Here is a 21,506-nt window from a genome sequence, read left to right as displayed (position 1 = left end):
TGAACACCGGGCCACTACCCGACAACAAGGAGAGCGACATGGCGAACAGTAATGAGCAGGGCAAAGGCGCTGGCAGCAGCCAGAAAGCCAGCGCATCGGGCAGCAGCAAAGGCACGGCCAAACGCGGTTTCGCCGCCATGAGCGAAGGCCAGCAACGCGAAATTGCCAGCAAGGGCGGTCAGGCAGCCCATCAAAAGGGCACGGCGCATGAATTTGACTCGGAAGAAGCACGCCGGGCGGGGCAAAAAGGTGGCGAAGCGGTCAGCCGCAACCGTGTACACATGGCGGAAATCGGCAGGAAAGGCGGCGAGAGCCGGCAATCGGCCCAACGCGCTAATGAAGGCCGCAACAGTAGCGCGTCGCGCAGCGGCAACGCCGAGCAGCAAGCCAAGGCGAGCCTGCAAGGCAGCCACGACGACGAGCACAAGGCAGAACCGCGCTGATCTGCCACGCCAGGCCAGGCTAGACAAGGGCGTGGGGCGTGGGGTGGCCGCAGCGGCCGATGTCGGCGCTGGCACAGCGCGGGGCGCGGCGGTATGGTACATTCTCGCCTTACTCTCGACCGCGCCCTTCCCCGCATGCAGCCATCCCTGAAATACCTGAGCGCCTATTCCGAACAAACGCAAGCGCAAGTGCAACAACTGATCGCGCAAGACAAGCTGGGCGAAGTGTTGCTAAAACGCTACCCGAACGCGCATGAGGTGCGCAACGACAAGGCCTTGTACCAGTACGTACAAGAGTTGAAGAATGAATTCCTGCGCAATGCCGAGCCCATCAACAAGGTGGCGTTCGACAGCAAGATCCATGTGATCCAGCACGCGCTGGGCTTGCACACGTCGATTTCACGCGTGCAAGGCGGCAAGCTCAAGGCCAAGCATGAAATCCGCGTGGCCACCATGTTCAAGGAAGTGCCGCTGGAATTCCTGCGCATGATCGCCGTGCACGAACTGGCGCATGTAAAAGAAAAGCAACATGACAAGGCCTTCTACAAGCTGTGCGCGTATATGGAACCGCAGTACCACCAGTACGAGTTCGACGTGCGACTGTACTTGACCCAACTCGACCTGTCGGGCCAGCGCCTGTGGTCGTGAGCACCGGTGGCGACAAGTAAGCAATAGCCGCCAGCTCAAGCAGCGGCGGCTTTTTTCATGCGCGCCGGCAGCGCCGGCGCCAATTCAAGTTCAAGCTCAGGTTAAGGCGGCGTTCTTGCTGCGGCGCATGAAAGCCAGCAGGCCCAAGCCGCCCAGCAGCATGCCATATGTGGCCGGTTCCGGCACGGCGCTTACGTTGGCAGCGATATTATCGACCTGGAAGGTATGCACGAGGCCTTCTTTCCACGATGCCGACAACAGATCGTAGCCACCTTCGGAGTAGGAGGGTAAAACGGCAGCAAAGATGCCGGAGGTCTCCAGCGCATTGAAGTTAATGGTGCTAGTTTGCGCGTGGGCGCCGCCAGCGGCGAGCATGGCAGCGACGGCAGCCGTGCGCAAGAGGGTCAAAGCTTTCAAAATAACATGCTTTCAAGATGGGCAAGCAGCAAGGTTGTGGCACTTTGCACTACCTGCACGTTGTCGCAGGAAACTCAGGCGAGCCGCGGCGGACGTCTGATATATCTGTCTTTTGGACAACACTAGCTTGGCACCGTCGTATATAAAAGATATTTTAGATTTCAAAAAAAACATGTCTATTGAGAAGTACCATGGATGAATTGGCAACTTTAATATTGTTCCGGTCCAAAATTTTCGTGTGGCAATAAAAAAGCCATGCGCTTTCCAGGGCATGGCTGTCGGGCTTGGCAACGACGCACGCGCACTAGGGTGCGCTATCCTTCAAGCGCTGTACCAGCGCTGCCGGATCGGCATCGGCATTCAGGAAAGCTGCGTGCTGCGGGCGGATGAAGCCCTGCTCCCTGCCATTTTCCACGAAGGCCAGCAAGCCATCATAAAAACGCTCGACATTGAGCAAGCCGATAGGCTTGGCGTGCAGTCCCAGTTGGGCCCACGTGAGCATCTCGAATAGCTCTTCCAGCGTGCCATAACCGCCGGGCATGGCGATAAAGGCATCGGACAGGCTGGCCATCATCGCCTTGCGCTCATGCATGTCCTTCACGATGAACTGGCGCGTCAAGCCCGTGTGACCCACTTCGCGTTCGACCAGTTGGGTGGGAATCACGCCCGTCACCTCGCCTCCCAGGCGCAGCACTTCATCGGCGATCACACCCATCAGGCCAACCTTGCCACCCCCATACACCAGTGAAATATTTTCCGCCACCAGCACGCGCGCCAGTTCCCGCGCCGCCACGGCATAGTCCGGCGAGACGCCCGCGTTGGCGCCACAGTACACACATAAAGCCTTGATCACGGTAATCCTTAATCTTTCAATTCGTCGATAGCCACCTCGATATCGAGGCGTTCCTTGGCGTCCAGTGCGACGCACTGAGCCGCCTTTTCATACAGGGCCAGCGCTTCCGCCAGCTTTTTCTTTCCGTCAAGCATATTCAAGGCGCGCGCATATTCGCTGTGCGCCAGCGCCGAATGCGGCGTCAGGGCCAGCGCCGTCTTGAAGTGCTGATAGCCATCTTCCTTGTTGGCGCCATAGGTGAGGCTGCCGATCATGCTGCCGACCTTATCGATAATTTCCGTATGATAAATTCCAAACGCGATATGCGCTTCCGCATGCATGGGCGCCACCGTCATCGTGCGGTCCAGGCTGTTACGTACGCGCGCGCCCATACCCTGCGCCAAGGCCTTGACGACAGACGTGCCCAGCGCATAGCGGCCCAGGCTATAAGCATGCCAGTAGTAGCCGGCCGGGTTATCGGGCTGCTCGCTTTGCTGGCGCTCGCAGCGCTCCGCGACTGCTTCATACATGTCGAGTTTCTGGCTGTCTTGCACTTCCAGGTGCGTGGCATAGATACAGGTCGCCTTGTGCGCCACCGCATAGCCGGGCACGCCGACGGCCAAGCCCAGCTTCACGGCGCGCTCGAAGTCGCCCGCATGGAAAGCCAGCCAGGCCTGCACCAGCGCCGGGTGCGTGGGAAACGGTTCCACATCGCCCGCATGCAGGCGCGCCCAGGCTGCCTCCAGCGTATGCGGCGTGTAGACATATGCTTCTTCAGGATAGGGAAATTGTTTCCAAGCCATACATGTCTCCTGTAAATAACGACTTGCCGCTTAGCCGCAGCGGCACGCTCAGTCGTTGTTGAGTTTGGTCACATACTCTTCCGAGAGTTTGCGAAACAGCAAATGCGTTTCATTGCGCAGATACGGCCCGATCAGGGACAACACCTGATAGCAGCCGCGCGCCAGCGCATCGGACATCGATTGCTGCTCGCTGTACTTGCGCGGGTTGCGCACATATTCGTACGACAGCCAGTAGGTAGCAACGACCACCATATTTGTCGCCATGGCAGCCACTTCCATGTCCGACGCTTCCAAAGACTGTTCGCTGCGCAAATCTTCGCACAGCTGCGTAGCGACCTTAATTTTGTGCGCCAGGATCAGCTTGAAATGCAATTCCAGCTTGCGGTTGCGCGACAGCAGATCATTAAGGTCGCGATAGAAAAAGCGGTAGCGCCAGATCAGTTCGAACATCAGGTGCAGGTACAGCCAGACATCCTCGATATTCGAGCGGCGCCCGTCAGGCACGGTCAGGATGCGTTCGATTTCCGCCTCGAATTGGACGAAGATCGAATTGACAATGTCGTCCTTGTTGCGGAAGTGGTAATACAGGTTTCCCGGCGAAATATTCATCTCTTCCGCAATCACGGTCGTCGTGATATTCGGCTCACCAAACTCATTAAACAGACGTAGCGACAACTCCAGGATGCGTTCGCGGGTACGGCGTGGTACTTTTTGTGGCATAACGGGCAATCTCTCTGTGTTCTGCCGCAAGCATACCACCTAAGATAGCTGCAATGAAACACTCTGCCCCACGGCACCGGCGAAAAACGCAGGCAAAAAAAAGCCCGCACGCGCAGGCCGGAGCAATGCTGCACCAACTCAGGCGGGCGCTGTTTTTTTCTTCGCCGCCGCTGTCGCAACAGGCTTGCTCACTGGCTTGCTCCTGGGCTTGCTCGTAGACTTGGCTGCGGCGCGCGGTGCGGCCACCGCGGCCAGCTTGGCCGGAGCCCTGGCGACGGCCGCTTTCGGCGCCGCTTTCGGTATGGCTTTCGCCGCCCCCTTCACGGCGGGCTTGGGCACAAGCTTGGACTTGGGCGCCGGCGCGGCCTTGCCCGTCAGCGCTGCCACCTGCGAGCTCAAGGCATCGATCTTGGCGTGCAGTGCGACGATATCGTTTTGCGTCGGCACGCCGATGGTGGCCAGGGCACGCGCCACGCGCTCTTCAAACACCTGTTCCAGCTTGTCCCAGGAGCCGCTGGCCTGCTTGCCCACGCCATCGGCCAGCTTGCTGACGCTATCGCTGACATCGCCCACCTTGTCTTCGGTGCGCCGCTGGAATTGCGAGCCCTCCTTCAGCAGCTTGGAAAACACGCGCCCGCCCTCTTCCTGCGCCTTGGCGTAGGCACCGAGGCCCGCTTGCCAAATCTGCTGCGCGGACGAACGCACCGCACTCATCAATTCCTGGTCTTGCGTCAACTCTTTCAATTTCTTCACCATCGCCAGCTCCCGTCATCTGCAAGGCCATGCCACTTCATGGGTGATTTTTATTCTAGTGAGCAAAACTAGAGACGGGCGTCTAATGCGATAGAAAACTGCGTCTCAACGCGCGCCAGCACACGCAGTGGCAAGCGCCTAGGCCGCCGCTTTCACCGGTCCATGCAGCAGCTTGTGCAAGCGGAAGCCTTCGCGGATATTCTCGCGCAGCACGGCGCCTTTCCAGGGCTTGGTATAGAAACGGTCGACGGCGCCACGGTTGATGGCCGCCATGATGGGCGTCAGGTCGGCAAAAGCCGACAGCATGATGCGGAAGGTATCGGGGCACAGGTGCTTGACCCGCTCCATGAATTCGGTGCCGCTCATGAGCGGCATGCACTGGTCGCACAGGATTACCTGCACCTTGAGGCGCGCCAGGATGTCGAAACCCGCAGCGGCGGTCTGCGCCGTCAGGATGCGGTAGCCGTCCTGCGCCAGGAAGTCGCTGAGCACGTCGAGCATGAAGACATCGTCGTCGACGATCAGCAAGGTTTGCTGCTCATCGCTATCGGCATCCTGCGGCGCCTGCAGCAGCTTGCCAGCCATCAACATCTGCTCGAATTCTTCCTGTGGCAAGGGCCGACTGAAATAATAGCCCTGCATCTCGTCGCAGCCATGACGACGCAAATAAGCCAGCTGCGCATCGTTTTCCACGCCTTCGGCGATCACTTCCAGCTTCATGCTGTGCGCCATGCTGATGATGGCCAGCACGATGGCCGCGTCGTCAGGGTTGCTGGTCACTTCACGCACGAAGGCGATGTCGATCTTCAGCTTGTCGATGGGGAAACGCTTCAGGTAGGCCAGGCTGGAATAGCCGGTGCCGAAATCATCGATGGAAATCTGGATGCCGAGCGACTTCAGGTTGCGCAGCACAGCGATGGTTTCCTCGGCGTTCGACATCAGCGAGCTTTCCGTCAGCTCCAGTTCCAGCAGATCGGGCGCGATATCGTACTTGCTGATCGCCTTGAGCACCTCTTCTTCCAGGCCACCGACGAAAAACTGGATGCCCGACACATTCACCGACAGGTGCACAGGACCGAAGCTGCTGGCACCCCACTCGCTGATCTTCTTGCACGCTTCGTCAAGCACCCAGTTACCGACGCGCACGATCAGCCCCGTTTCTTCCAGCAGCGGGATGAACAGGGCCGGCGATACCATGCCATGGCCGGGACGACGCCAGCGTATCAGCGCCTCGGCGCCGCTGACGCGCCCCGAGAGGATGTTCACCTTGGGCTGGAAGAACAAAACGAATTCCCCATTGTCGATGGCACGCCGCAGGGCATTTTCCATGTCCATCCGCGCCATCGATTGCACATTCATTTCCGCCGTGAAGAAGCGGAAGGCGTCGCGCCCGGAATCCTTGGCGCGGTACATGGCCGTGTCGGCATACTGAATCAGGGTGTCGGCATCGACGCCGTCTTCGGGGAACACGGAAATACCGATACTCACCGTCACCGTCACCTCGTGCCCCTGCAAGTCGAAGGGCTTGCGCATCGCTTCGCGGATCTTGTCGACCACGCCCACGGCGTGTTGGGCGCCTTCAGGCAGCACCAGGATGGTGGCGAACTCATCGCCGCCAAAGCGGCCGATGGTATCGCGCACGCGCAGGCAATCGACCAGGCGGCTGGAAAACTGGCGCAGCAGGTCATCACCGATGGCATGGCCCAGGGTGTCGTTGATATTTTTGAAGCGGTCAATGTCCATGAACAGCACGGCCACGGTCCACTGGTGCTCCTGCGCCTGAGACAGCGAATGGGTCAGTGAGGCATAAAAATGGCTGCGGTTCGGCAAGCCCGTCAAGGTATCGAAATGGGCCAGCTTAATCAGGCGCTGCTCGGCATCCTTGCGCTCGGTGATGTCGCGCGCCACGGCCACCAGAATCCAGCTCTGTCCCGAGCGCAGGGTGCGCCGCTGCACTTCCACCGACAGCGGCGAGCCATCCTTGCGATGCAGCTGCAATTCCTTCATCGGGCCGGTCTGGTCGCCCGCCAACAGCTTGCTGTAGAGCTCTTCCAGCTGGATCTCGCCCTCGTTCGCGCCCTTCGGCCCCACGCGCAGGAAATCCTCGCGTTCAAAGCCCAACATGCGGCAGGCAGTCTGGTTGACATCGACGAAGCACATACCGGCGCGGTCAACGAGGAAAATCGCATCGGCCGTGGCATCCATGGCCAGGCGGAAACGGCGCAAGTCTTCATCGAGGCGGATGCGCGCCGCCATGTCCAGGGTCAGCTGCTCGTGATGGCGCTTGATCTCCTCGTACAGCAGCAGGTTGTCATAGGCGACGGCGATCTGCGCCGCCACCGTGGCAGCGACCCGCTCGTCGACTTCCGAAAACTCGTTCGCGCCCAGCTTGTCGACCAGGTACAACCAGCCATGGCTGCGCTCGCGCGAGGCGATGGCAACGCCCAGGAAGGAGTGCACGGGCGGATGCGTGTCGGGCAGTCCCAGCGCGCCAGGGTCACCCTTCAAACCATTCACACGGCAAGGCTGGCGCTGTTCCAGCAAGCGGCTCAGGATACCCGCGCGCGGCGCGCTGGCGATGCACTCAAGGCTTTTCTCGGCGCCGCAGGAGGAAAAATAACTGAGCTTTTCGGCACCCTCTTCGAGTACGCCTATGCAGGCGTACTTGGAGACGCAGATATTCTGCGCCACCTTGCAGCCCGCCTCGATCAAGGCGCGCGGGTCGCGCTCTTCGCCCAGCTTGATGCCCAGCTCGATCAAGGCCGTCAGGCGCAGACTGACCGCCTGCAGGCTCGACAAAGAGCGCGACAGGCGCTCCGTCATGATGCTCAGGTCTTCGGGCATGGCGGCGTGGCCTTCGCGCTGGCTGGCCAACTGCGAAATCTGCTGACTGCTGGACTCGACTTCGTCGAGGTAGCCACTGACCTGGTGCTCGATGTCGGCCAGCTGGCCAGTGGCGAGAGAGGCCGCACCGCCGCCCGCGCCTGGCACAGCGGACACCTGGGGGGACGCCGGCAGCAGTCCCAGCGCCTCGTCGACCGTGCGCAAGATAAGCTCGGGGTCGGACGGCTTGGGCAACACCCAGCGTACGCCGCACGCCTGCGCCAGCAAGATCGCTTCCTGCTCTCGGTACGTGGCAGTATAGAAAATGATGGGCACGTCGCTCAGCGCGGGATCGGCATGCACGCGCGTGACGAATTCGTAACCGTCCATGTTCGGCATGAGGATGTCGGAGATGATCAGGTCCGGCCGCTCGGTGCGCAGCACTTCGAGCGCATCGGCGCCGTTCCCCGCCTGCAGCAGGCGGTGGCCGCCGTAGCCAAGCAGAGCGGTCAGGAATTCACGGTTCAACACATGATCGTCAACGATCAAGATGGTCGCTATGTCGTTTTTAACTGGCGTCGACGGCGCCCCGGGCAAAAAAGATTCCAGCTCCGCCACGAACAGGTCCGGCTCGATCGGCTTGCCGATATACCCATTGAAACCCGCTTCAAGCAGGCGTTCGCGGTCGCCCACCATGGCCAGCGCCGTCACGGCCAGGGCCGGGATCTTGCACAGCAGCGTGTCTTTCTTCAGTTGCGCCACCACGCCATAGCCATCGAGCTTGGGCAAATGCACGTCGCAAATGATCAAGTCCGGCAATTCGCTGCGCGCCATGCGCACGCCTTCTTCGCCGTCATAGGCGGCCAGCGGCGTGTACCCGAAGGCACGCAGCAAGTACGCCATCAATTCCATATTGGTGGCGTTATCTTCGATAATCAGGATACGTGCAGACAATTAGCACCCCCAGGAAAACTGCATAGACTCATTATCTGACTGCCCTCATCATTGCGCTTGTACGGCACCATGCTAATCCTACAATATTTTGCCATACATCGACGCAAAATAACTCACATGCGTATCTGAACGGAACGGCGCATGCGGCCTCGGCAATCATTGCTAGTCATCACCTTCGCAATACTAGCTTAATACAGGACACCAGTGGAAAACAGCACTTTCTGGCCCTGGGGCTGTTAAAGCCGGGCAACAGCAGCGTTCAAAGAGAGCGTCTCGCCCTGCAGACAAAACACAACAAGATTCAGGAAAAATGGGCGCAAGAAAGGGGCCGCGCGACTTCGTGCTTGGTAGTGATTTCCGCCAAGAGCTGGTGCAGCACGCCCGGATCGCTGGCCAGCGCCACATGGCCGATGCCGCCGTAGGCCAGATTGCGCGCACCGGGCAAGTGGGCGGAAGTTTGCGGCGCGACAATATTATCGTGATGCGAATACATCGAGGTGATCAAGGCGCGCAGTTCCGGTGTCTCGCTGGCGGCCAGCTGCACCAGCCAGGCGTGCGGCGCGCCGCCCAGTGCGCCATGACTGCGGCGCATCTGGCGTGCATTCGTTCCCGTCGCCAAGTTGGCCAGCACCGTACCGTGGTGCGGCGTGCCGATGGTGATGATGCGCGCCACGCGGGCGGCGCCGTAGCGGCGCAGCCAGGCGCGCGCCACCAAGCCGCCCATGCTGTGGGCAACGATGATGACGCGCTCGCTGCCCGTGCGGACGCACAACGCTTCGACGGCGCGCGCCACTTGCGGCACGACATCCTCGATATCGGCAAATATGGGCTCCAGGTCGACGGCGTCATGCGCGATGCCTGCCCGCGCCAGCTGGCGACTCAGTGGCGTCCAGTAGCCGCGGTTGCAGACATAGCCGTGGATCAGCAGCACCGGCAAACCGCAAGCATCCGTGGCGGCGTCTGGCGCGTGCAGGCGCGGGCGCAGCATGCCCCATGACGAGGTCAACAAGGTGGCGCGCAATTCGCCCAGGAACAGACGCGCGGCGCCCTGTACGCCAAGCTGATACTGCGCTGGCACCGGGCTGCCAAGGCGCCGGCTCAGGCGAAAATTGTATGCCTCGATCAGCGCACGCATGGCCAGCAACATGGTCAGCGCCAGCAGCACGGCGATGCCGGGCGAAGCGACGCCCCAGGCATGCATGAGCAGATAGGCGAACCCCAGCACGGCCAATACCTGCAGCAGCATCAGCCACTTGAGGATGCGCGCGATCATGCCGTCGCTGGGGTGGGCATGGGTACGGGGGCCGGCTTGCCGGTCATCGCTTGCGCCAGGCCGCTGGCCAGGCGCGCCGCTAGCGCATAGATCGTCAGTTGCGGATTGGCGCCGATCGAGGTGGGAAACAACGAACCGTCGTGTACAGACAAGTTGCGCACGCCGTGGTAGCTCCCATCGACCCCGGTCACGCCCAAGCGCGCATCGTCCGACATGGTACAGCCGCCCATCACGTGGGCCGACACCACGCGCGTCAGCAGCGCCTTCAATGGCAAGGCATTGATGGCCTGTTTCGCCTGCGCCCAGCTGGTGTAGTGGCTGGCCAGCTCGTGCACGGGATACACGCTTTTCGCACCGGCGGCGAACTGGATTTCGGCCATCGACAACAGCGCGCGCCGCACGCCATCCCACATAAAAGGCGTGAGCGGATAGTCGAGCACGGGCGCGCCGAAACTGTCGATGGACACGCTGCCGCCCACGGAATCGTGGTGAAAACCGTCGCGCAGCAGCGCCAGCAAGCCCTGCACATGGGGGAATTCGCGCATGGTGCGCGCATGTTCGTCGCCGAAGCCGCCCATCGTGGTAGCCATCAGCAGCGGATGCAAGGGCGGCGCTTCGAGCTTGTAGCCGATAGCACCGTCGATGGGCGCCACGTGCAGGAAATGGTCGGAATAAATCGTCTGCGGCGCGCCCGCATAGGCATCGACGCGCTGAGGGAACAGGCCCGCCGAGATCACCGTCGGATGCAAAAAGGTGCGCCGGCCCAGCAAGCCATGCGGGTCAGGTGCCTGCGAGCGCAACAGCAGCGCCGGCGAGTTGATGGCGCCGCCAGCGAGCACAAAATGCTTCGCCTTGACGCTCAGGCGTACGCCCGTCGGTGCCTGACCGCTGGCATCGAGCGCGCTCACTTGCAGGCTGTCGATGCGCTCGCCCTTGAAGATGAAACGTTCGGCACGCGCATGCACGAGCAGACCCGCGCCCAGCGCCAGCGCCGAGGGGATCGTCGTCACCAGCATCGACTGCTTGGCATTGGTCGGGCACCCCATGCCGCAGTAGCCGAGGTTCCAGCAACCGTTCACATTGCGCCGGATGGCTGCCGTGGGGATGCCCAGCGCCGTGGCGCCACGGCGCAATAAGTCGTTGTTTTCGTTCGGTGGCGCGGCCCAGTCGCTCACGTGCAAGCGTTTTTCCATCATGGCGAACCACGGCGCCATCGCATCGACGCCATAGCCTGCCAAGCCAAAGTGCTTGTGCCAGTATTCCAGGGTGCCGGGCGGCGTGCGAAAGCTCGAGGTCCAGTTGACGGTAGTGGAACCGCCGACGGTGCGCCCCTGCAAGATGTTGATCGCCTTGTCGCGCGTCTTGCGCGCGGCCGATTCCTGGTACAAAGTGGGATACGCATCGGCTTCGCGCATCTTGAAGTGTTTCGAAGACTTCAGGCCGCCCTCTTCGACAAGCAAGACTTTCAAGCCGGCCAGCGCGAGGATTTCCGCCGTCACGCCGCCGCCGGCGCCGGTGCCGATGACGACGACGTCCGCTTCGAAGGTGCGCTCGGCGCTCAAGGTGCTGGCGTCGGTGACGTTCCAGCCGCTGGCAACGCCGATGGCGATAGGGTCGGGAATGGGAGATGTGCTCATGATGGCCTTGTCAACTCAATTCAGGCAGCGGTCCCGGGTAGCCGATGGCGGCCCAGTGGGAGGCATCGGCGTACCAGGCGCCAAGGATCAGGTCGTGCAGCGCCAGATAAGCCGTCTGCAGGGTGGCCAGGCGGTGCGTGCGCCACGCCTGCAGGAAGGCGGCGACCTGGGCCGGGTCGGCCCCGGGCCAGCCTTGGTCAACGCCGGCGACGAAACGCCGTGCGGGCGCCAGCGCCAGCAAACCAAACAGGTCTTGCACTTCCTGCTGCGCCGCCAAGGGCAGGCCATGAATGGCCGTGTCCACGCCGGCGATGGCGCCATCGAGGGCCTTGCTGCGCGCAGCGCCGGCCGGTGGCAATGCCTCGCCCAGCATGGCCGGCACGATGGCCGTCAGCGCCGCACGCGCCTCGCCATCGAGCACGAAGCGGCCAGGCGGCGCAGGCCCCCGCAGCGCGCGGTATGCGACGCCGCCGACGGCCAGCGCGCAGGCGCCGAGCACGCCCAATTTCAGAAACGATCTGCGTCGCATCAGCATGTCTCCACCACTTTGTCTCCCCTTGTTTTGTACAGCCTTTTACAAACCAGTGTACGCCAAAGGAAGTGCTTGCCTGCACGCAAAACTTAGAGCACCGCATCTATTTTTTCGACTGAAAGCATCGGCCATGCGCGCCTTCGAGCCAGGCGATGGCCTGCGGCGGAGACGGCTGCGCGGCGCGAACTGGGCGCCTTGGAGATGGCGAGCAAGCGAGCAATGGAATGCACTGGCGCGGCCGCCAGATCTCGATCAGGATGCTTTTTTGGCCATTGCCAGGATATGGCGCGCGATGCCGCGCAGGATGTTGACTTCTTCCGTCTCCAGTCCCGTGCGCGAAAACAGGCGTTTCAAGCGGGGCATGAGTTTTTTCGGGTTGTCGGCATCGAGGAAATCGATGGCCACCAGCGCCTGCTGCAAGTGATCGTACATGCCGTCGACCTGCGCCAGGCTGGCCGCGTCGCCATGGAAACCGACGGCACTGGCGATCTGCCCGTCGCCAAGAGCGGCCACGCGACATTCATAGGCGACGACTTGCGCCGCCTGCGACAGATTGAGCGATGAATACTCGGCATTGGCGGGTATATTGATCAGCACATTGCACTGCTCGACGATCTCGTTGGGCAAGCCGAAGCGCTCATTGCCGAAGATGACGGCGGCATGCAGGTCAGCGCTGGCGACGAGCTGCGCCGCAATGGCGCGCGGGGCCGTGACGGGCGGAGAAAATTCGCGCAGGCGGGCCGAGACGGCGGCCGCGTAATTGCAGCCTTCGAGCGCTTCGGCAATCGAGCCGACAATGCGCGCGCCAGACAATATATCCTGCGCGCCACTGGCGAAGGCCACCGCTTCGGCATCCGTCAAGGCATCGGGAAAACGCGGGTTGACCAGCACCAGATCGGAAAACCCCATCGTTTTCATGGCGCGCGCGACGCCGCCAATGTTACCAGGACGACTAGTTTCTACAAGAATAAATCGCAGGCGTTTGAAAAGAGATGTATTGGTTTCAGGCAGATTCATTTAAGGGGCACATTGTGCAGTATCAATAAACAAGGGGATGACAGCGAATTGACCGCTACTTTGCCCCACAAGGCTCGATTTTACCCCGTACTCGCCTGTGCAGCCGCACTTGTCCCTAATTTTTAAAATTGTATTTTATTTAATTTTTTTGATCTTTCATGCCAGAGCGACAGGATCACCATCGTCTGGAACCCGAACCGCATCAAGGTCTCGCTCAGCCATTTCACCCGCTGCACTTTTCGATATTGCCAGGCTGACGTCAACCACCACATGCCGCTATAAATTACAGAACAATTTAGACGACAATGCTGTTGCTCTCCTTGTTGCTCAAGCGAGTTTTGTCGCCTGCTGCAGGCACTTGGAGAGCTTGTCAAAATGCAGTAACGCAGCCTGCGTAAGCTCGATTTGCTTGCGACGCGCGTCGTCGGTGTCGGACAGCATGATCCAGCCCTTCTCGCGCATGGAGGTCAGCCGACTGTGCAGTGTCGCCGGTGAGCCTAACTCTTTTTTTCCCATCATGTCGCGTACGGAGAGCCGCTGCTGCTCCTGTCCGGCACGCGCTATGATACCCAAAATACGCTCTTCCAAGGGATCGAGCGACGGCAGGGATGGCAAACCACGTAATGCCTCTGCTAATTGCAGGAAGCGCATATAGATGTCGGCGGGGCGTTTAGGAGTTGTCATGGCGCGGTTGTAAACTACTGTGTAATTGTCGGCTCAAGCGACAGTCTTTACTGCTATAAATTCTAGCACGCAAATGACTGATCAACGAGAATACGCAGGCGGGGGCAATAGCGCAAGCACGCCTTTGGCCGTGTACACCACGATCAATGTCCCCATTAAGTCACCGACAAACATCACGGCAAAGCCGCTCATCAAGTGAGGGTCATCACGTATGGCAAACCAGAGGTGGTGCAATAGCGGACTCGCAAGCGAGCAGCCGACGGCGCACAGCAACAGCCGCTGAGGCGTCAGGTTCGTCAACGAAGCGCGTAAGCCCAATCGCTCTTGCGCGATCACGTAGACCAGATAAGGGCCAATGGCCCCCGCAATCGCGCCCATCGTCGCTCGCAACGGATCGCCTGGAAAGTAGTACCAGTAGCAGGCGAACCATCCGGTGATCAGCAAGCCAACCGCGCCCGACCTGCCGAACAGCAGCGTGCACAAGAGGCGCGTACCGGCGGGCAAATAAATCCACCCGATGCCTTTCAGGAATTGTGCTCTCGCAAAGAAGAGTTCGTTCGCCAACATCATCAGCCCATGCATAATGATCGTAGCGAGTATCAAGTACAGATTCATGCGCATGGGGGAGATAGGCTGTTTCATGTTCGATATACTCGATGTCGCACGCGTGCGGACATTGTAAATGAGAAACACTTGGCACAACTAGGCAATCACTGTTTTGACGCGTACCGCCTGCCAGACTGCCTGAAAAGCGTTACTGCAAAGGCTTTTCAACAAAATGACTTGGCCGTTGGCCCTCCATGCTGCCAACAACTGTCGCCCAATGTCGGTGTACCCGACACTCACCGTCTGAACACGCCCCAAAGTATGCGCTGTGAGATGTAGTGAGCCAGAGGTCTGGCTTAAGGCTTCATATCAACCGTCGAATAAATGGTAGCAATCAAGCAATTTTGCGCGGCAACTGCTATAATTTTTGTATCAATATATTAGTCACCCCTGTCCGGTAACTAACTGGCGCACCCAAGACATGATGGCCGTCCGGCCGAACCGTGCACATTGCAATTAACTTGAGTCGAGCAAATGAAGAAAGCGCCTATCGTATTGATGCAGACAACAGTCGGGGATGGCGGTGATTGTGACACGTGCGGTATGAGAAAAATGTATGCCCAGCTTCGGCTTAACTTGGCCATGGAGCGTTTCCTTAACGCGAGAAGTCGGCAAGAAAAAGGACAGGCGGCGCGATGGGTCGTCGCCTGGAACGGCCAACTCGTGCAACCGGCAAGCAAGTCGCCGCGCCCTGAGGAAAAATTGCCTGCACAGCGATATAAATCGTGACATATTCAATTTAAAAATTCACATTTCTGCGCATTTTCTACATACGATGCGACGAATGACGTGAAAGCTGCATCGGCAAAGGCGTTCCATTGTATAACGCTTAAGTCAGCGTTTTCATGGCGCGTACAACGCCGCCAATGTTGCCAGGGCGACTAGCTTCAGCAAGAATAAATCGCAGACGCTTGAAAAGAGACGTGTTGGTTTCCGGTAGATTCATTTAAAATAGCGCTATTGCGCGGTATCGATACAGAAAATTTCGGGAAACGGAGTCACAAAACGCTGACGCCGGGCCGGGATTTTAAGCAGTTCGACACCGCTCCGCTCTTTAATTCATTCTTGCACTCTATCGTACCGGCGCCGAAAGGCGACGCTGGGCGGTCGCGTGCTTTTAACGGAAGCTCACATGCACCCAATGCTCAACACGGCGATCAAAGCCGCCCGCCGCGGCGCCGCCGTCATCAACCGCGCCTCTTTTGACCTCGACCGCGTCGTCGTCACGGAAAAACAACATAACGATTTCGTCACCGACGTCGACCAGGCGGCCGAACAAGCCATCATCGAGGTGCTGTCCAAAGCCTACCCGGACCACGCGTTCCTGGCTGAGGAATCGGGAGCTTCCGCCAATAGCCATGACGAGAATGAATTTCAATGGATCATCGACCCGATCGATGGCACCACCAACTTTATCCACGGCTTCCCGCAGTACTGCATCTCGATCGCGCTCGCGCATCGCGGCGTCGTCACGCAAGCCGTCATCTACGACCCGGTACGCAACGACCTGTTTACAGCCACCAAGGGCGCCGGCGCCTACCTGAATGAAAAACGCATCCGCGTCACCAAGCTGGACCGCATCTCGAACGCCCTGCTGGGCACCGGCTACGTGGCAGGCAGCGCCCGCGCACTCGATGAATACCTGAAGATGTACGCGATCATGGGTGAACGCAGCCAGGGCGTACGTCGCGCCGGCTCGGCCGCGCTGGACCTGGCTTACGTCGCTTGCGGCCGCCTCGATGGCTTCTACGAAAAAGGCTTGAAGCCCTGGGATATCGCTGCCGGCGCCCTGATGATCACGGAATCGGGTGGTATCGTCGGCGAGTTCAGCGGCGAATCGGACTACCTGTACAAGGGTGACGTGATTGCCGCCAGCCCGAAGATCTTTGGCCAGATGATTACCTTGCTGACGCCTTTCGCGTAAGGTTAAGCATCGGCGCCGCGCACGCGGCATACTGAAAAAACCGGCCTAGGCCGGTTTTTTTACGTTCAGGGACTGACATGCCCGGCCACGACAAAGCCCAAAGTCATGGCCACCACCATCGCCGCGCCTGTCGGCGTGGGTGGCGTGGGCGATGGCAGGTCGAACCGGCGACACACGACGCCCACCAGCACGCCGAGCACGGCGCCGGCCAGCATGACGTTCATGGCGCCTCCCGCTGCGCTTGTGCTGGTGCGCGGCGCTCAAGGTACAGGCCCGTCAGCCAATAGCCGCAGCTAGTCAGAAACACCAGCAGCGCAGCGCCCAGCACTGGCGGCGCCGGCACGGGGATGTGCGCCAACTGGCAGACGAAGCCCACGACAAAGGCCAGCAGCAGCCCCAAAATCACTTTTTTGTATTGCATGAAGTTCCCCTAGAAAGCGAAGCAGCTGCACCCGAGCGTGCCCCAAAAGCCGGAAAAATCGGAAATCGGCACGACCGACTTGCGCGCCCGGTCGTGCGCATGCGCATGCACGCCGCAGGCGCCCGCGCACTGGTGCGGCGGCAACGCTTGCGCCGGCGTGGCCGCAGCACGGTAATGGCCCGGCACGGTGCGCACGGGCGACCATTCGGGCAACACGGGAATCGAAGGCGGCGCCAGCGAAGAAAATGACCCCTGGACATAGACGATTTTGCCGCCCACCACGGTCAGCACGGATTCGATGGACTTGATCGCCTCTTCCGACACCATGAAATAATCGGCCGACAATACGGCCAGGTCGGCCAGCATGCCCTCGCGGATGCGTCCCTTCTTGCCCTGCTCGCTGGAAAACCAGGCACTGCCCGCCGTCCACAGCTACAGCGCAGTGTCGCGCGACAATCTGCCCGCTGCATCCGTCAGGGCCAGGCCGCCCACGGTGCGCCCCGATACCAGCCAGTACAGCGCCGTCCAGGGGTTATAGCTGGCGACCCTGGTGGCATCGGTGCCGCCGCCCACGGGCACGCCCGCGTCCAGCATGCGCTGCACGGGCGGCGTAGCCCTGGCAGCGTGGGCGCCGTAGCGCTCGACAAAATACTCGCCCTGGAAAGCCATGCGGTGCTGGATGGCCAGGCCGCCACCCAGCGCCTTGACGCGGTCGATATTTTTCAGGCTGATGGTTTCCGCGTGGTCGAACAGCCAGTGCAAGCCGGCGAACGGCGTATCGCGGTTAACCTTTTCGAACACGTCGAGCGTGCGGCTGATCGATTCGTCATAGGTGGCATGCAGGCGAAATGGCCAGCGCTGCTCGACCAGGTGGCGCACGACCTTTTCCAGCTCGTCTTCCATGCCAGCGGCCAGTTCGGGGCGCGGCTCGATGAAATCCTCGAAGTCGGCGGCGGAAAACACCAGCATTTCGCCGGCGCCGTTGTGGCGCAAGAAATCCGTGCCGTCGCCCGGTTTCAGCATGCCGGTCCACTTCTGAAAGTCTTGCAGCTCGGCGCCCTTGTTTTGCGTAAACAGGTTGTAGGCGATGCGGATGGTCAGTTGCTCTTTTTGCGCCAGTTCATCGACGACGGCGTAATCCTCGGGATAATTCTGGAAGCCACCACCGGCGTCGATAGCGCTGGTGATGCCCAGGCGATTCAGTTCGCGCATGAACTGGCGCGTGGAATTGACTTGCAATTGCAGCGGCAACTTGGGGCCTTTCGCCAGGGTCGCATATAAAATCATGGCGTTGGGCCGGGCGATCAGCAAGCCCGTGGGGGTTGCCGGCTGCGTCGCGCACGATCTCGCCGCCTGGCGGGTTCGGCGTATTTTTATCGTAGCCGACCGCGCGCAAGGCGGCGCGGTTCAGCAGGGCGCGGTCGTACAGATGCAGGATGAAGACGGGCATGTCGGGCGCGGCGGCGTTGATTTCATCCAGGGTCGGCATGCGTTTTTCCGCAAACTGGAATTCGGTCCAGCCGCCCACCACGCGCACCCATTGCGGGTTCGGCGTGCGCAGCGCCTGTTCTTTCAGCATGCGCAAGGCGTCGGCCAGCGAGGGCACGCCTTCCCAGCGCAATTCGAGGTTATAGTTCAAGCCGCCGCGTATCAGGTGCAAATGCGAGTCGTTCAGGCCGGGAATGACCGTGCGGCCGTCCAGGTCGATCACCTGCGTGGCCGGGCCGCGATGGCGCATCACGTCTTCAAGGTCGCCCACGGCGAGAAATTTGCCGTCGGCGATGGCAACGGCGGACGCCAGCGGCTGCGTCCTGTCGACCGTGTGGAAACGGCCATTGTGTAAAATCATGCTTGCGCTCATGCTAAATCTCCGAAATCAGATGCTAACACTTGCCCCGCCGGCAAGCGGCGGGGACAAATCATGTCTATGAGCAATTAAGGAGCCATCAATGGCCTTCGCTGGCGTTGAACATGGATTTGGCGTAGATCAAGCCCAGGCCATAGCCGCCGCCGTGCGCCACGGCCGTCGCCACCGTCTCGTTGTAGGTGTCGCTGCGGGCCCAGTCACGCTGCAGTTCGAGCAAGTATTGCACCGACGTCATCGGCTGCGCACCCGCCTGCAGCATGCGCTGCATGGCCATCGCATGCGCTTCGTCGGACACGTCACCGCTGGCGTCGGCGATCACATACACCTCGAATCCCTGTTCCAGCGCCGACAGCGCGGGACCCACGATGCAAACAGACGTCCACAGGCCGGCCAGCACGATCTTGCCCTTGGCGTAGCCATTCACCTTGTCGGCGATGCGCACATCTTCCCAAGTATTCATGGTCGTGCGGTCGATCGGTGCCTGTGCGGGGAAGACCGTCTGGATTTCATCAAAGATAGGGCCGGAGAACGATTTGGCGGCCACGGTGGTGAGGATCGTCGGCACCTTGAATTGCGCCGCCGCCTTGGCCATCAGAGCCGCATTGTTGCGCAGCAGGGCCAGGTCGATGGAGCGGGTAGCGAACGCCATCTGCGACTGGTGATCGATCATGATCAGGGTATGATCATTTGGAGTCAGCAGTTTTTGTGCAGCTTGGGCGGTAGCGATAGGCATGATGTTTTCCTTTGTGAAAATAATTGAATATATAAAATGTATTACTTTCGTGGCGTTTCCGCCCGCAAACTGGTGCAGTTGCTGCATGCCAGGCCAGTGCGGTGCAGTATGCACGAGACATCTTGAAAAAAAACGGAAAGAATGCCAAGCTATATACGATTTTTTCGATGATTAAAATTACGCGCATCGGCGCGCCACAACACCGGGAGAAAACATGGGATTTGAATTCAGAATTACGGCCAGCCTGACGCAGGAGCAGCGCCAGCACATCGCGCAACTGCTGGCCACACGGTCGCAAGCACCCGACGCGCCCGACGCCGCCCTGCCCGAAACCGATATCCGCTTGACGGACGCCGGCCTGTATATCTGCCAGCACCTGCGCGCCGATCCCTGGCACGCACTGGCATCATTGCGCGCCTACCTCGATGCCAGTGGCATGAGCTACACCGTCGAAGAGATCGATGACTAGGCCTGCGAGGCGCCCCAGGCGAGAGCGCTGACTAGAACTCTTCCCATTTGTCATTTTTGGCGAGACGTGAGCCGTCGCCCGCCTGCACGTTGCGCGGTGGCGGCGTCTTAGTCGGCAACACCTTGGCTGCGGGGCGCGACGCCATGGCAGGCGGACGCGCCGACCAGCGTGCGCCAGCGCTCGCCGGCTTGCGGCGCGGCGCCAGCGGTGCGGCGTCCACCTGCGCCGTCTTGAACACGCTCACCACCTCGGCCAGCCGGGCAGCCTGCTCCTGCATCGATTCAGCCGCTGCGGCAGCCTCTTCCACCAGCGCAGCGTTTTGCTGGGTCACTTGGTCCATTTCGCTGATCGCCTGGTTGACTTGCTCGATGCCAGCCCGTTGCTCGTCGCTGGCGGCCGAGATCTGCCCGACAATGCTGCTGACCCTGTGCACGCTATCGACGATCTCGCGCATCGTGTGACCGGCCTCGTCGACCAGGCGCGCGCCGCTCTCCACCTGCGCCACCGAGTCGTTGATGAGGGTCTTGATTTCCCTCGCGGCGGCGGCCGAACGTTGTGCCAGGTTGCGCACTTCGGTGGCGACGACGGCAAAGCCGCGCCCCTGCTCGCCCGCCCGGGCCGCCTCCACGGCCGCGTTCAGGGCCAGGATATTCGTCTGGAAGGCAATGCCGTCGATCACGCCGATGATGTCGACGATCTTGCGCGATGAATCGTTGATCGAGCCCATGGTATCGACCACTTGCGCCACCACGCTGCCGCCCTTGCCTGCCACGACAGAAGCCGACGCCGCCAGGCCGTTGGCCTCGCTGGCACTGTGCGCGTTTTGCTGTACCGTGCTGGTCAGCTCCTCCATCGACGAGGCCGTCTCTTCCAGCGAACTGGCCTGCTGCTCCGTGCGTGCAGACAAGTCACTATTGCCCGCGGCGATCTGGCGCGACGCCGTGGCGATGGCCTGCGTGCCGCCGCGCACTTGCGTGACGATGTTCAGCAGGCTGGCCGTCATGTCTTTCAAGGCCTGCATCAGCTCGCCCGTCTCATCCTTCGAATGCACCTCTACCTGCACCGTCAAATCGCCCTGCGCCAACTGCCGGGCGATGTCGATCGCCGAGCGCAAGGGCGCACTGATGTTACGCGCCAGCCAATAGGCGAGCAGGACGCCCAGGACCAGCGCCGCCGCACCGCCGCCCAGTAAAGTCCAGCGCGTGCGGACCTGCAGGGCCGCTGCCGCTGCCGTGCGCTGGGCCAGCAAGCCCATTTCCACCTGGCTGATCTCGCCAAGCAGCGCCCGCATGGTATCCATGCCACGCTTGCCCCTGCCCTCCTTCACCCGCGCCAACACAGGCTCGATGGTCGCCGTGCCGTGCACCACGGTACGCCGCATGGCGATCACGGGATCGAGCGCAGCGGCCAGCCAGGCTTGCTTGGCAGCATCGAGCTTCGCCAGGCGCTCCTGCTGGGCCGGGCTATCACTGGTCAAGGCGCGCGCCGCCGCCAGGTGCGTGCCAAACGCGGCCTGCCCTTCCTTGTATGAGTCCAGCGACGCTTCCTCGCCCGTGATGACGTAGCCGCGCTGGCCAGTTTCCATATTAATCAAGCTCTCCAGGATCGCACTGTTTTCAGCGAGCACCTGGTAAGTATGGGTATTAATGGCAGTGGCGTCGGCCAGCCGCGAGACATTCAGCGTGGCGACGCTGACCAGGGCGACCAGCAACAGAACGATGCTGCCGAAACCGCCATACAGGCGGGTGGCGATGCGAAGATCGGCGATACGCATGATATTGCTCCAGGAGTGAGCACCCCGGCACCACGGCAAGACCCGCGCATGGAGTGCTAGCACCAATATTAGTCACTAATGCGCATGGTGAGCGCGCCATAGGCATGCACTTCCTTTACCTGTGGCCTTGCGCACCTGAAACAAAATCGGCGGTTTTTTGCCATGCTGTTATACTT

The 21,506-nt window shown here is 60.7% G+C and carries 20 protein-coding genes and 1 pseudogene; 4 read left to right on the top strand and 17 right to left on the bottom strand.

Annotated features, from left to right (window positions below):
- Nucleotides 1-38 precede the first annotated feature (38 nt).
- A complete protein-coding gene (locus H4V96_RS06725; RefSeq protein WP_010396518.1) occupies nt 39-443 on the top strand; it encodes a KGG domain-containing protein in 405 nt (134 codons plus the stop codon).
- Nucleotides 444-578: 135 nt separating this feature from the next.
- A complete protein-coding gene (locus tag H4V96_RS06720) occupies nt 579-1,091 on the top strand; it encodes a M48 family metallopeptidase (RefSeq protein ID WP_010396517.1) in 513 nt (170 codons plus the stop codon).
- Between the two features lie 96 nt (nt 1,092-1,187).
- Here H4V96_RS06720 and H4V96_RS06715 read toward each other — a convergent pair whose 3' ends face one another.
- The 12 genes from H4V96_RS06715 to H4V96_RS06660 form a co-directional block, all read right to left on the bottom strand.
- A complete protein-coding gene (locus H4V96_RS06715; RefSeq protein ID WP_280720809.1) occupies nt 1,188-1,508 on the bottom strand; it encodes a PEP-CTERM sorting domain-containing protein in 321 nt (106 codons plus the stop codon).
- 304 nt (nt 1,509-1,812) lie between these two features.
- Nucleotides 1,813-2,358, bottom strand: coding sequence for a TIGR00730 family Rossman fold protein (locus tag H4V96_RS06710; RefSeq protein WP_070346517.1), 546 nt, complete (start codon nt 2,356-2,358; stop codon nt 1,813-1,815).
- An 11-nt stretch (nt 2,359-2,369) separates the two neighbouring features.
- Nucleotides 2,370-3,143, bottom strand: coding sequence for a hypothetical protein (locus H4V96_RS06705; RefSeq protein ID WP_010396511.1), 774 nt, complete (start codon nt 3,141-3,143; stop codon nt 2,370-2,372).
- Nucleotides 3,144-3,191: 48 nt separating this feature from the next.
- Complete coding sequence (locus tag H4V96_RS06700) at nt 3,192-3,863, bottom strand: TetR/AcrR family transcriptional regulator (protein ID WP_010396509.1); 672 nt, start codon at nt 3,861-3,863, stop codon at nt 3,192-3,194.
- Between the two features lie 138 nt (nt 3,864-4,001).
- Nucleotides 4,002-4,619 (bottom strand): phasin family protein, encoded by a 618-nt coding sequence (locus H4V96_RS06695; RefSeq protein ID WP_196856448.1) that lies wholly within the window; start codon nt 4,617-4,619, stop codon nt 4,002-4,004.
- 135 nt (nt 4,620-4,754) lie between these two features.
- Entirely contained in the window at nt 4,755-8,393 is a 3,639-nt protein-coding gene (locus tag H4V96_RS06690) for an EAL domain-containing protein (protein ID WP_196856449.1), read from the bottom strand.
- Nucleotides 8,394-8,694: 301 nt separating this feature from the next.
- A complete protein-coding gene (locus H4V96_RS06685; protein ID WP_196856450.1) occupies nt 8,695-9,666 on the bottom strand; it encodes an alpha/beta fold hydrolase in 972 nt (323 codons plus the stop codon).
- Nucleotides 9,663-11,303, bottom strand: a complete 1,641-nt coding sequence (locus tag H4V96_RS06680) for a GMC family oxidoreductase (protein WP_196856451.1) — start codon at nt 11,301-11,303, stop codon at nt 9,663-9,665. Before H4V96_RS06680 ends, H4V96_RS06685 begins: the two co-directional genes overlap by 4 nt.
- 10 nt (nt 11,304-11,313) lie before the next feature.
- The gene (locus H4V96_RS06675; RefSeq protein WP_196856452.1) at nt 11,314-11,838 is read right to left on the bottom strand and encodes a hypothetical protein; all 525 of its coding nucleotides are present in this window, start codon (nt 11,836-11,838) and stop codon (nt 11,314-11,316) included.
- A 249-nt stretch (nt 11,839-12,087) separates the two neighbouring features.
- A complete protein-coding gene (locus H4V96_RS06670) occupies nt 12,088-12,852 on the bottom strand; it encodes an RNA methyltransferase (protein ID WP_029496276.1) in 765 nt (254 codons plus the stop codon).
- Nucleotides 12,853-13,179: 327 nt separating this feature from the next.
- Nucleotides 13,180-13,536: a MarR family transcriptional regulator gene (locus H4V96_RS06665; RefSeq protein ID WP_070345429.1), complete on the bottom strand. Its 357-nt coding sequence runs from the start codon at nt 13,534-13,536 to the stop codon at nt 13,180-13,182.
- 81 nt (nt 13,537-13,617) lie between these two features.
- A complete protein-coding gene (locus H4V96_RS06660) occupies nt 13,618-14,178 on the bottom strand; it encodes a hypothetical protein (protein WP_261980691.1) in 561 nt (186 codons plus the stop codon).
- Nucleotides 14,179-15,283: 1,105 nt separating this feature from the next.
- Between H4V96_RS06660 and H4V96_RS06650 the strand changes: the two genes are divergently transcribed.
- A complete protein-coding gene (locus tag H4V96_RS06650) occupies nt 15,284-16,066 on the top strand; it encodes an inositol monophosphatase family protein (RefSeq protein ID WP_010396489.1) in 783 nt (260 codons plus the stop codon).
- Between the two features lie 65 nt (nt 16,067-16,131).
- On the opposite strand, the gene H4V96_RS06645 is transcribed toward H4V96_RS06650, so the two are convergent.
- The 4 genes and pseudogenes from H4V96_RS06645 to H4V96_RS06630 form a co-directional block, all read right to left on the bottom strand.
- The gene (locus tag H4V96_RS06645; RefSeq protein ID WP_010396486.1) at nt 16,132-16,290 is read right to left on the bottom strand and encodes a XapX domain-containing protein; all 159 of its coding nucleotides are present in this window, start codon (nt 16,288-16,290) and stop codon (nt 16,132-16,134) included.
- The gene (locus H4V96_RS06640; protein WP_196856453.1) at nt 16,287-16,487 is read right to left on the bottom strand and encodes a DUF1427 family protein; all 201 of its coding nucleotides are present in this window, start codon (nt 16,485-16,487) and stop codon (nt 16,287-16,289) included. Before H4V96_RS06640 ends, H4V96_RS06645 begins: the two co-directional genes overlap by 4 nt.
- 9 nt (nt 16,488-16,496) lie before the next feature.
- Nucleotides 16,497-18,348: pseudogene (locus H4V96_RS06635) on the bottom strand (amidohydrolase).
- Nucleotides 18,349-18,433: 85 nt separating this feature from the next.
- A complete protein-coding gene (locus tag H4V96_RS06630) occupies nt 18,434-19,087 on the bottom strand; it encodes a hydrolase (protein WP_196856454.1) in 654 nt (217 codons plus the stop codon).
- Nucleotides 19,088-19,301: 214 nt separating this feature from the next.
- Between H4V96_RS06630 and H4V96_RS06625 the strand changes: the two genes are divergently transcribed.
- A complete protein-coding gene (locus H4V96_RS06625; protein ID WP_010396476.1) occupies nt 19,302-19,556 on the top strand; it encodes a hypothetical protein in 255 nt (84 codons plus the stop codon).
- A gap of 31 nt (nt 19,557-19,587) precedes the next feature.
- Here the strand turns inward: H4V96_RS06625 and H4V96_RS06620 are convergent, their stop codons facing one another.
- Nucleotides 19,588-21,330, bottom strand: a complete 1,743-nt coding sequence (locus H4V96_RS06620; RefSeq protein WP_196856455.1) for a methyl-accepting chemotaxis protein — start codon at nt 21,328-21,330, stop codon at nt 19,588-19,590.
- Nucleotides 21,331-21,506: the final 176 nt, after the last annotated feature.

Source organism: Janthinobacterium sp. CG_23.4, from assembly GCF_029892305.1.
GTDB lineage: Bacteria > Pseudomonadota > Gammaproteobacteria > Burkholderiales > Burkholderiaceae_D > Janthinobacterium > Janthinobacterium lividum_D.
The sequence above is the reverse complement of the archived record's forward strand: the minus strand, read 5'-3'. Positions and strand labels throughout refer to the sequence as shown.

Bases quoted from the DNA above. Each gene is read 5' to 3' on its own strand.
- H4V96_RS06725 (WP_010396518.1), top strand. From the start codon at position 39: ATGGCGAACAGTAATGAGCAGGGCAAAGGCGCTGGCAGCAGCCAGAAA.
- H4V96_RS06720 (WP_010396517.1), top strand. From the start codon at position 579: ATGCAGCCATCCCTGAAATACCTGAGCGCCTATTCCGAACAAACGCAA.
- H4V96_RS06705 (WP_010396511.1), bottom strand. From the start codon at position 3,143: ATGGCTTGGAAACAATTTCCCTATCCTGAAGAAGCATATGTCTACACG.
- H4V96_RS06700 (WP_010396509.1), bottom strand. From the start codon at position 3,863: ATGCCACAAAAAGTACCACGCCGTACCCGCGAACGCATCCTGGAGTTG.
- H4V96_RS06695 (WP_196856448.1), bottom strand. From the start codon at position 4,619: ATGGTGAAGAAATTGAAAGAGTTGACGCAAGACCAGGAATTGATGAGT.
- H4V96_RS06685 (WP_196856450.1), bottom strand. From the start codon at position 9,666: ATGATCGCGCGCATCCTCAAGTGGCTGATGCTGCTGCAGGTATTGGCC.
- H4V96_RS06680 (WP_196856451.1), bottom strand. From the start codon at position 11,303: ATGAGCACATCTCCCATTCCCGACCCTATCGCCATCGGCGTTGCCAGC.
- H4V96_RS06675 (WP_196856452.1), bottom strand. From the start codon at position 11,838: ATGCTGATGCGACGCAGATCGTTTCTGAAATTGGGCGTGCTCGGCGCC.
- H4V96_RS06670 (WP_029496276.1), bottom strand. From the start codon at position 12,852: ATGAATCTGCCTGAAACCAATACATCTCTTTTCAAACGCCTGCGATTT.
- H4V96_RS06665 (WP_070345429.1), bottom strand. From the start codon at position 13,536: ATGACAACTCCTAAACGCCCCGCCGACATCTATATGCGCTTCCTGCAA.
- H4V96_RS06660 (WP_261980691.1), bottom strand. From the start codon at position 14,178: ATGAAACAGCCTATCTCCCCCATGCGCATGAATCTGTACTTGATACTC.
- H4V96_RS06650 (WP_010396489.1), top strand. From the start codon at position 15,284: ATGCTCAACACGGCGATCAAAGCCGCCCGCCGCGGCGCCGCCGTCATC.
- H4V96_RS06645 (WP_010396486.1), bottom strand. From the start codon at position 16,290: ATGAACGTCATGCTGGCCGGCGCCGTGCTCGGCGTGCTGGTGGGCGTC.
- H4V96_RS06640 (WP_196856453.1), bottom strand. From the start codon at position 16,487: ATGCAATACAAAAAAGTGATTTTGGGGCTGCTGCTGGCCTTTGTCGTG.
- H4V96_RS06630 (WP_196856454.1), bottom strand. From the start codon at position 19,087: ATGCCTATCGCTACCGCCCAAGCTGCACAAAAACTGCTGACTCCAAAT.
- H4V96_RS06625 (WP_010396476.1), top strand. From the start codon at position 19,302: ATGGGATTTGAATTCAGAATTACGGCCAGCCTGACGCAGGAGCAGCGC.
- H4V96_RS06620 (WP_196856455.1), bottom strand. From the start codon at position 21,330: ATGCGTATCGCCGATCTTCGCATCGCCACCCGCCTGTATGGCGGTTTC.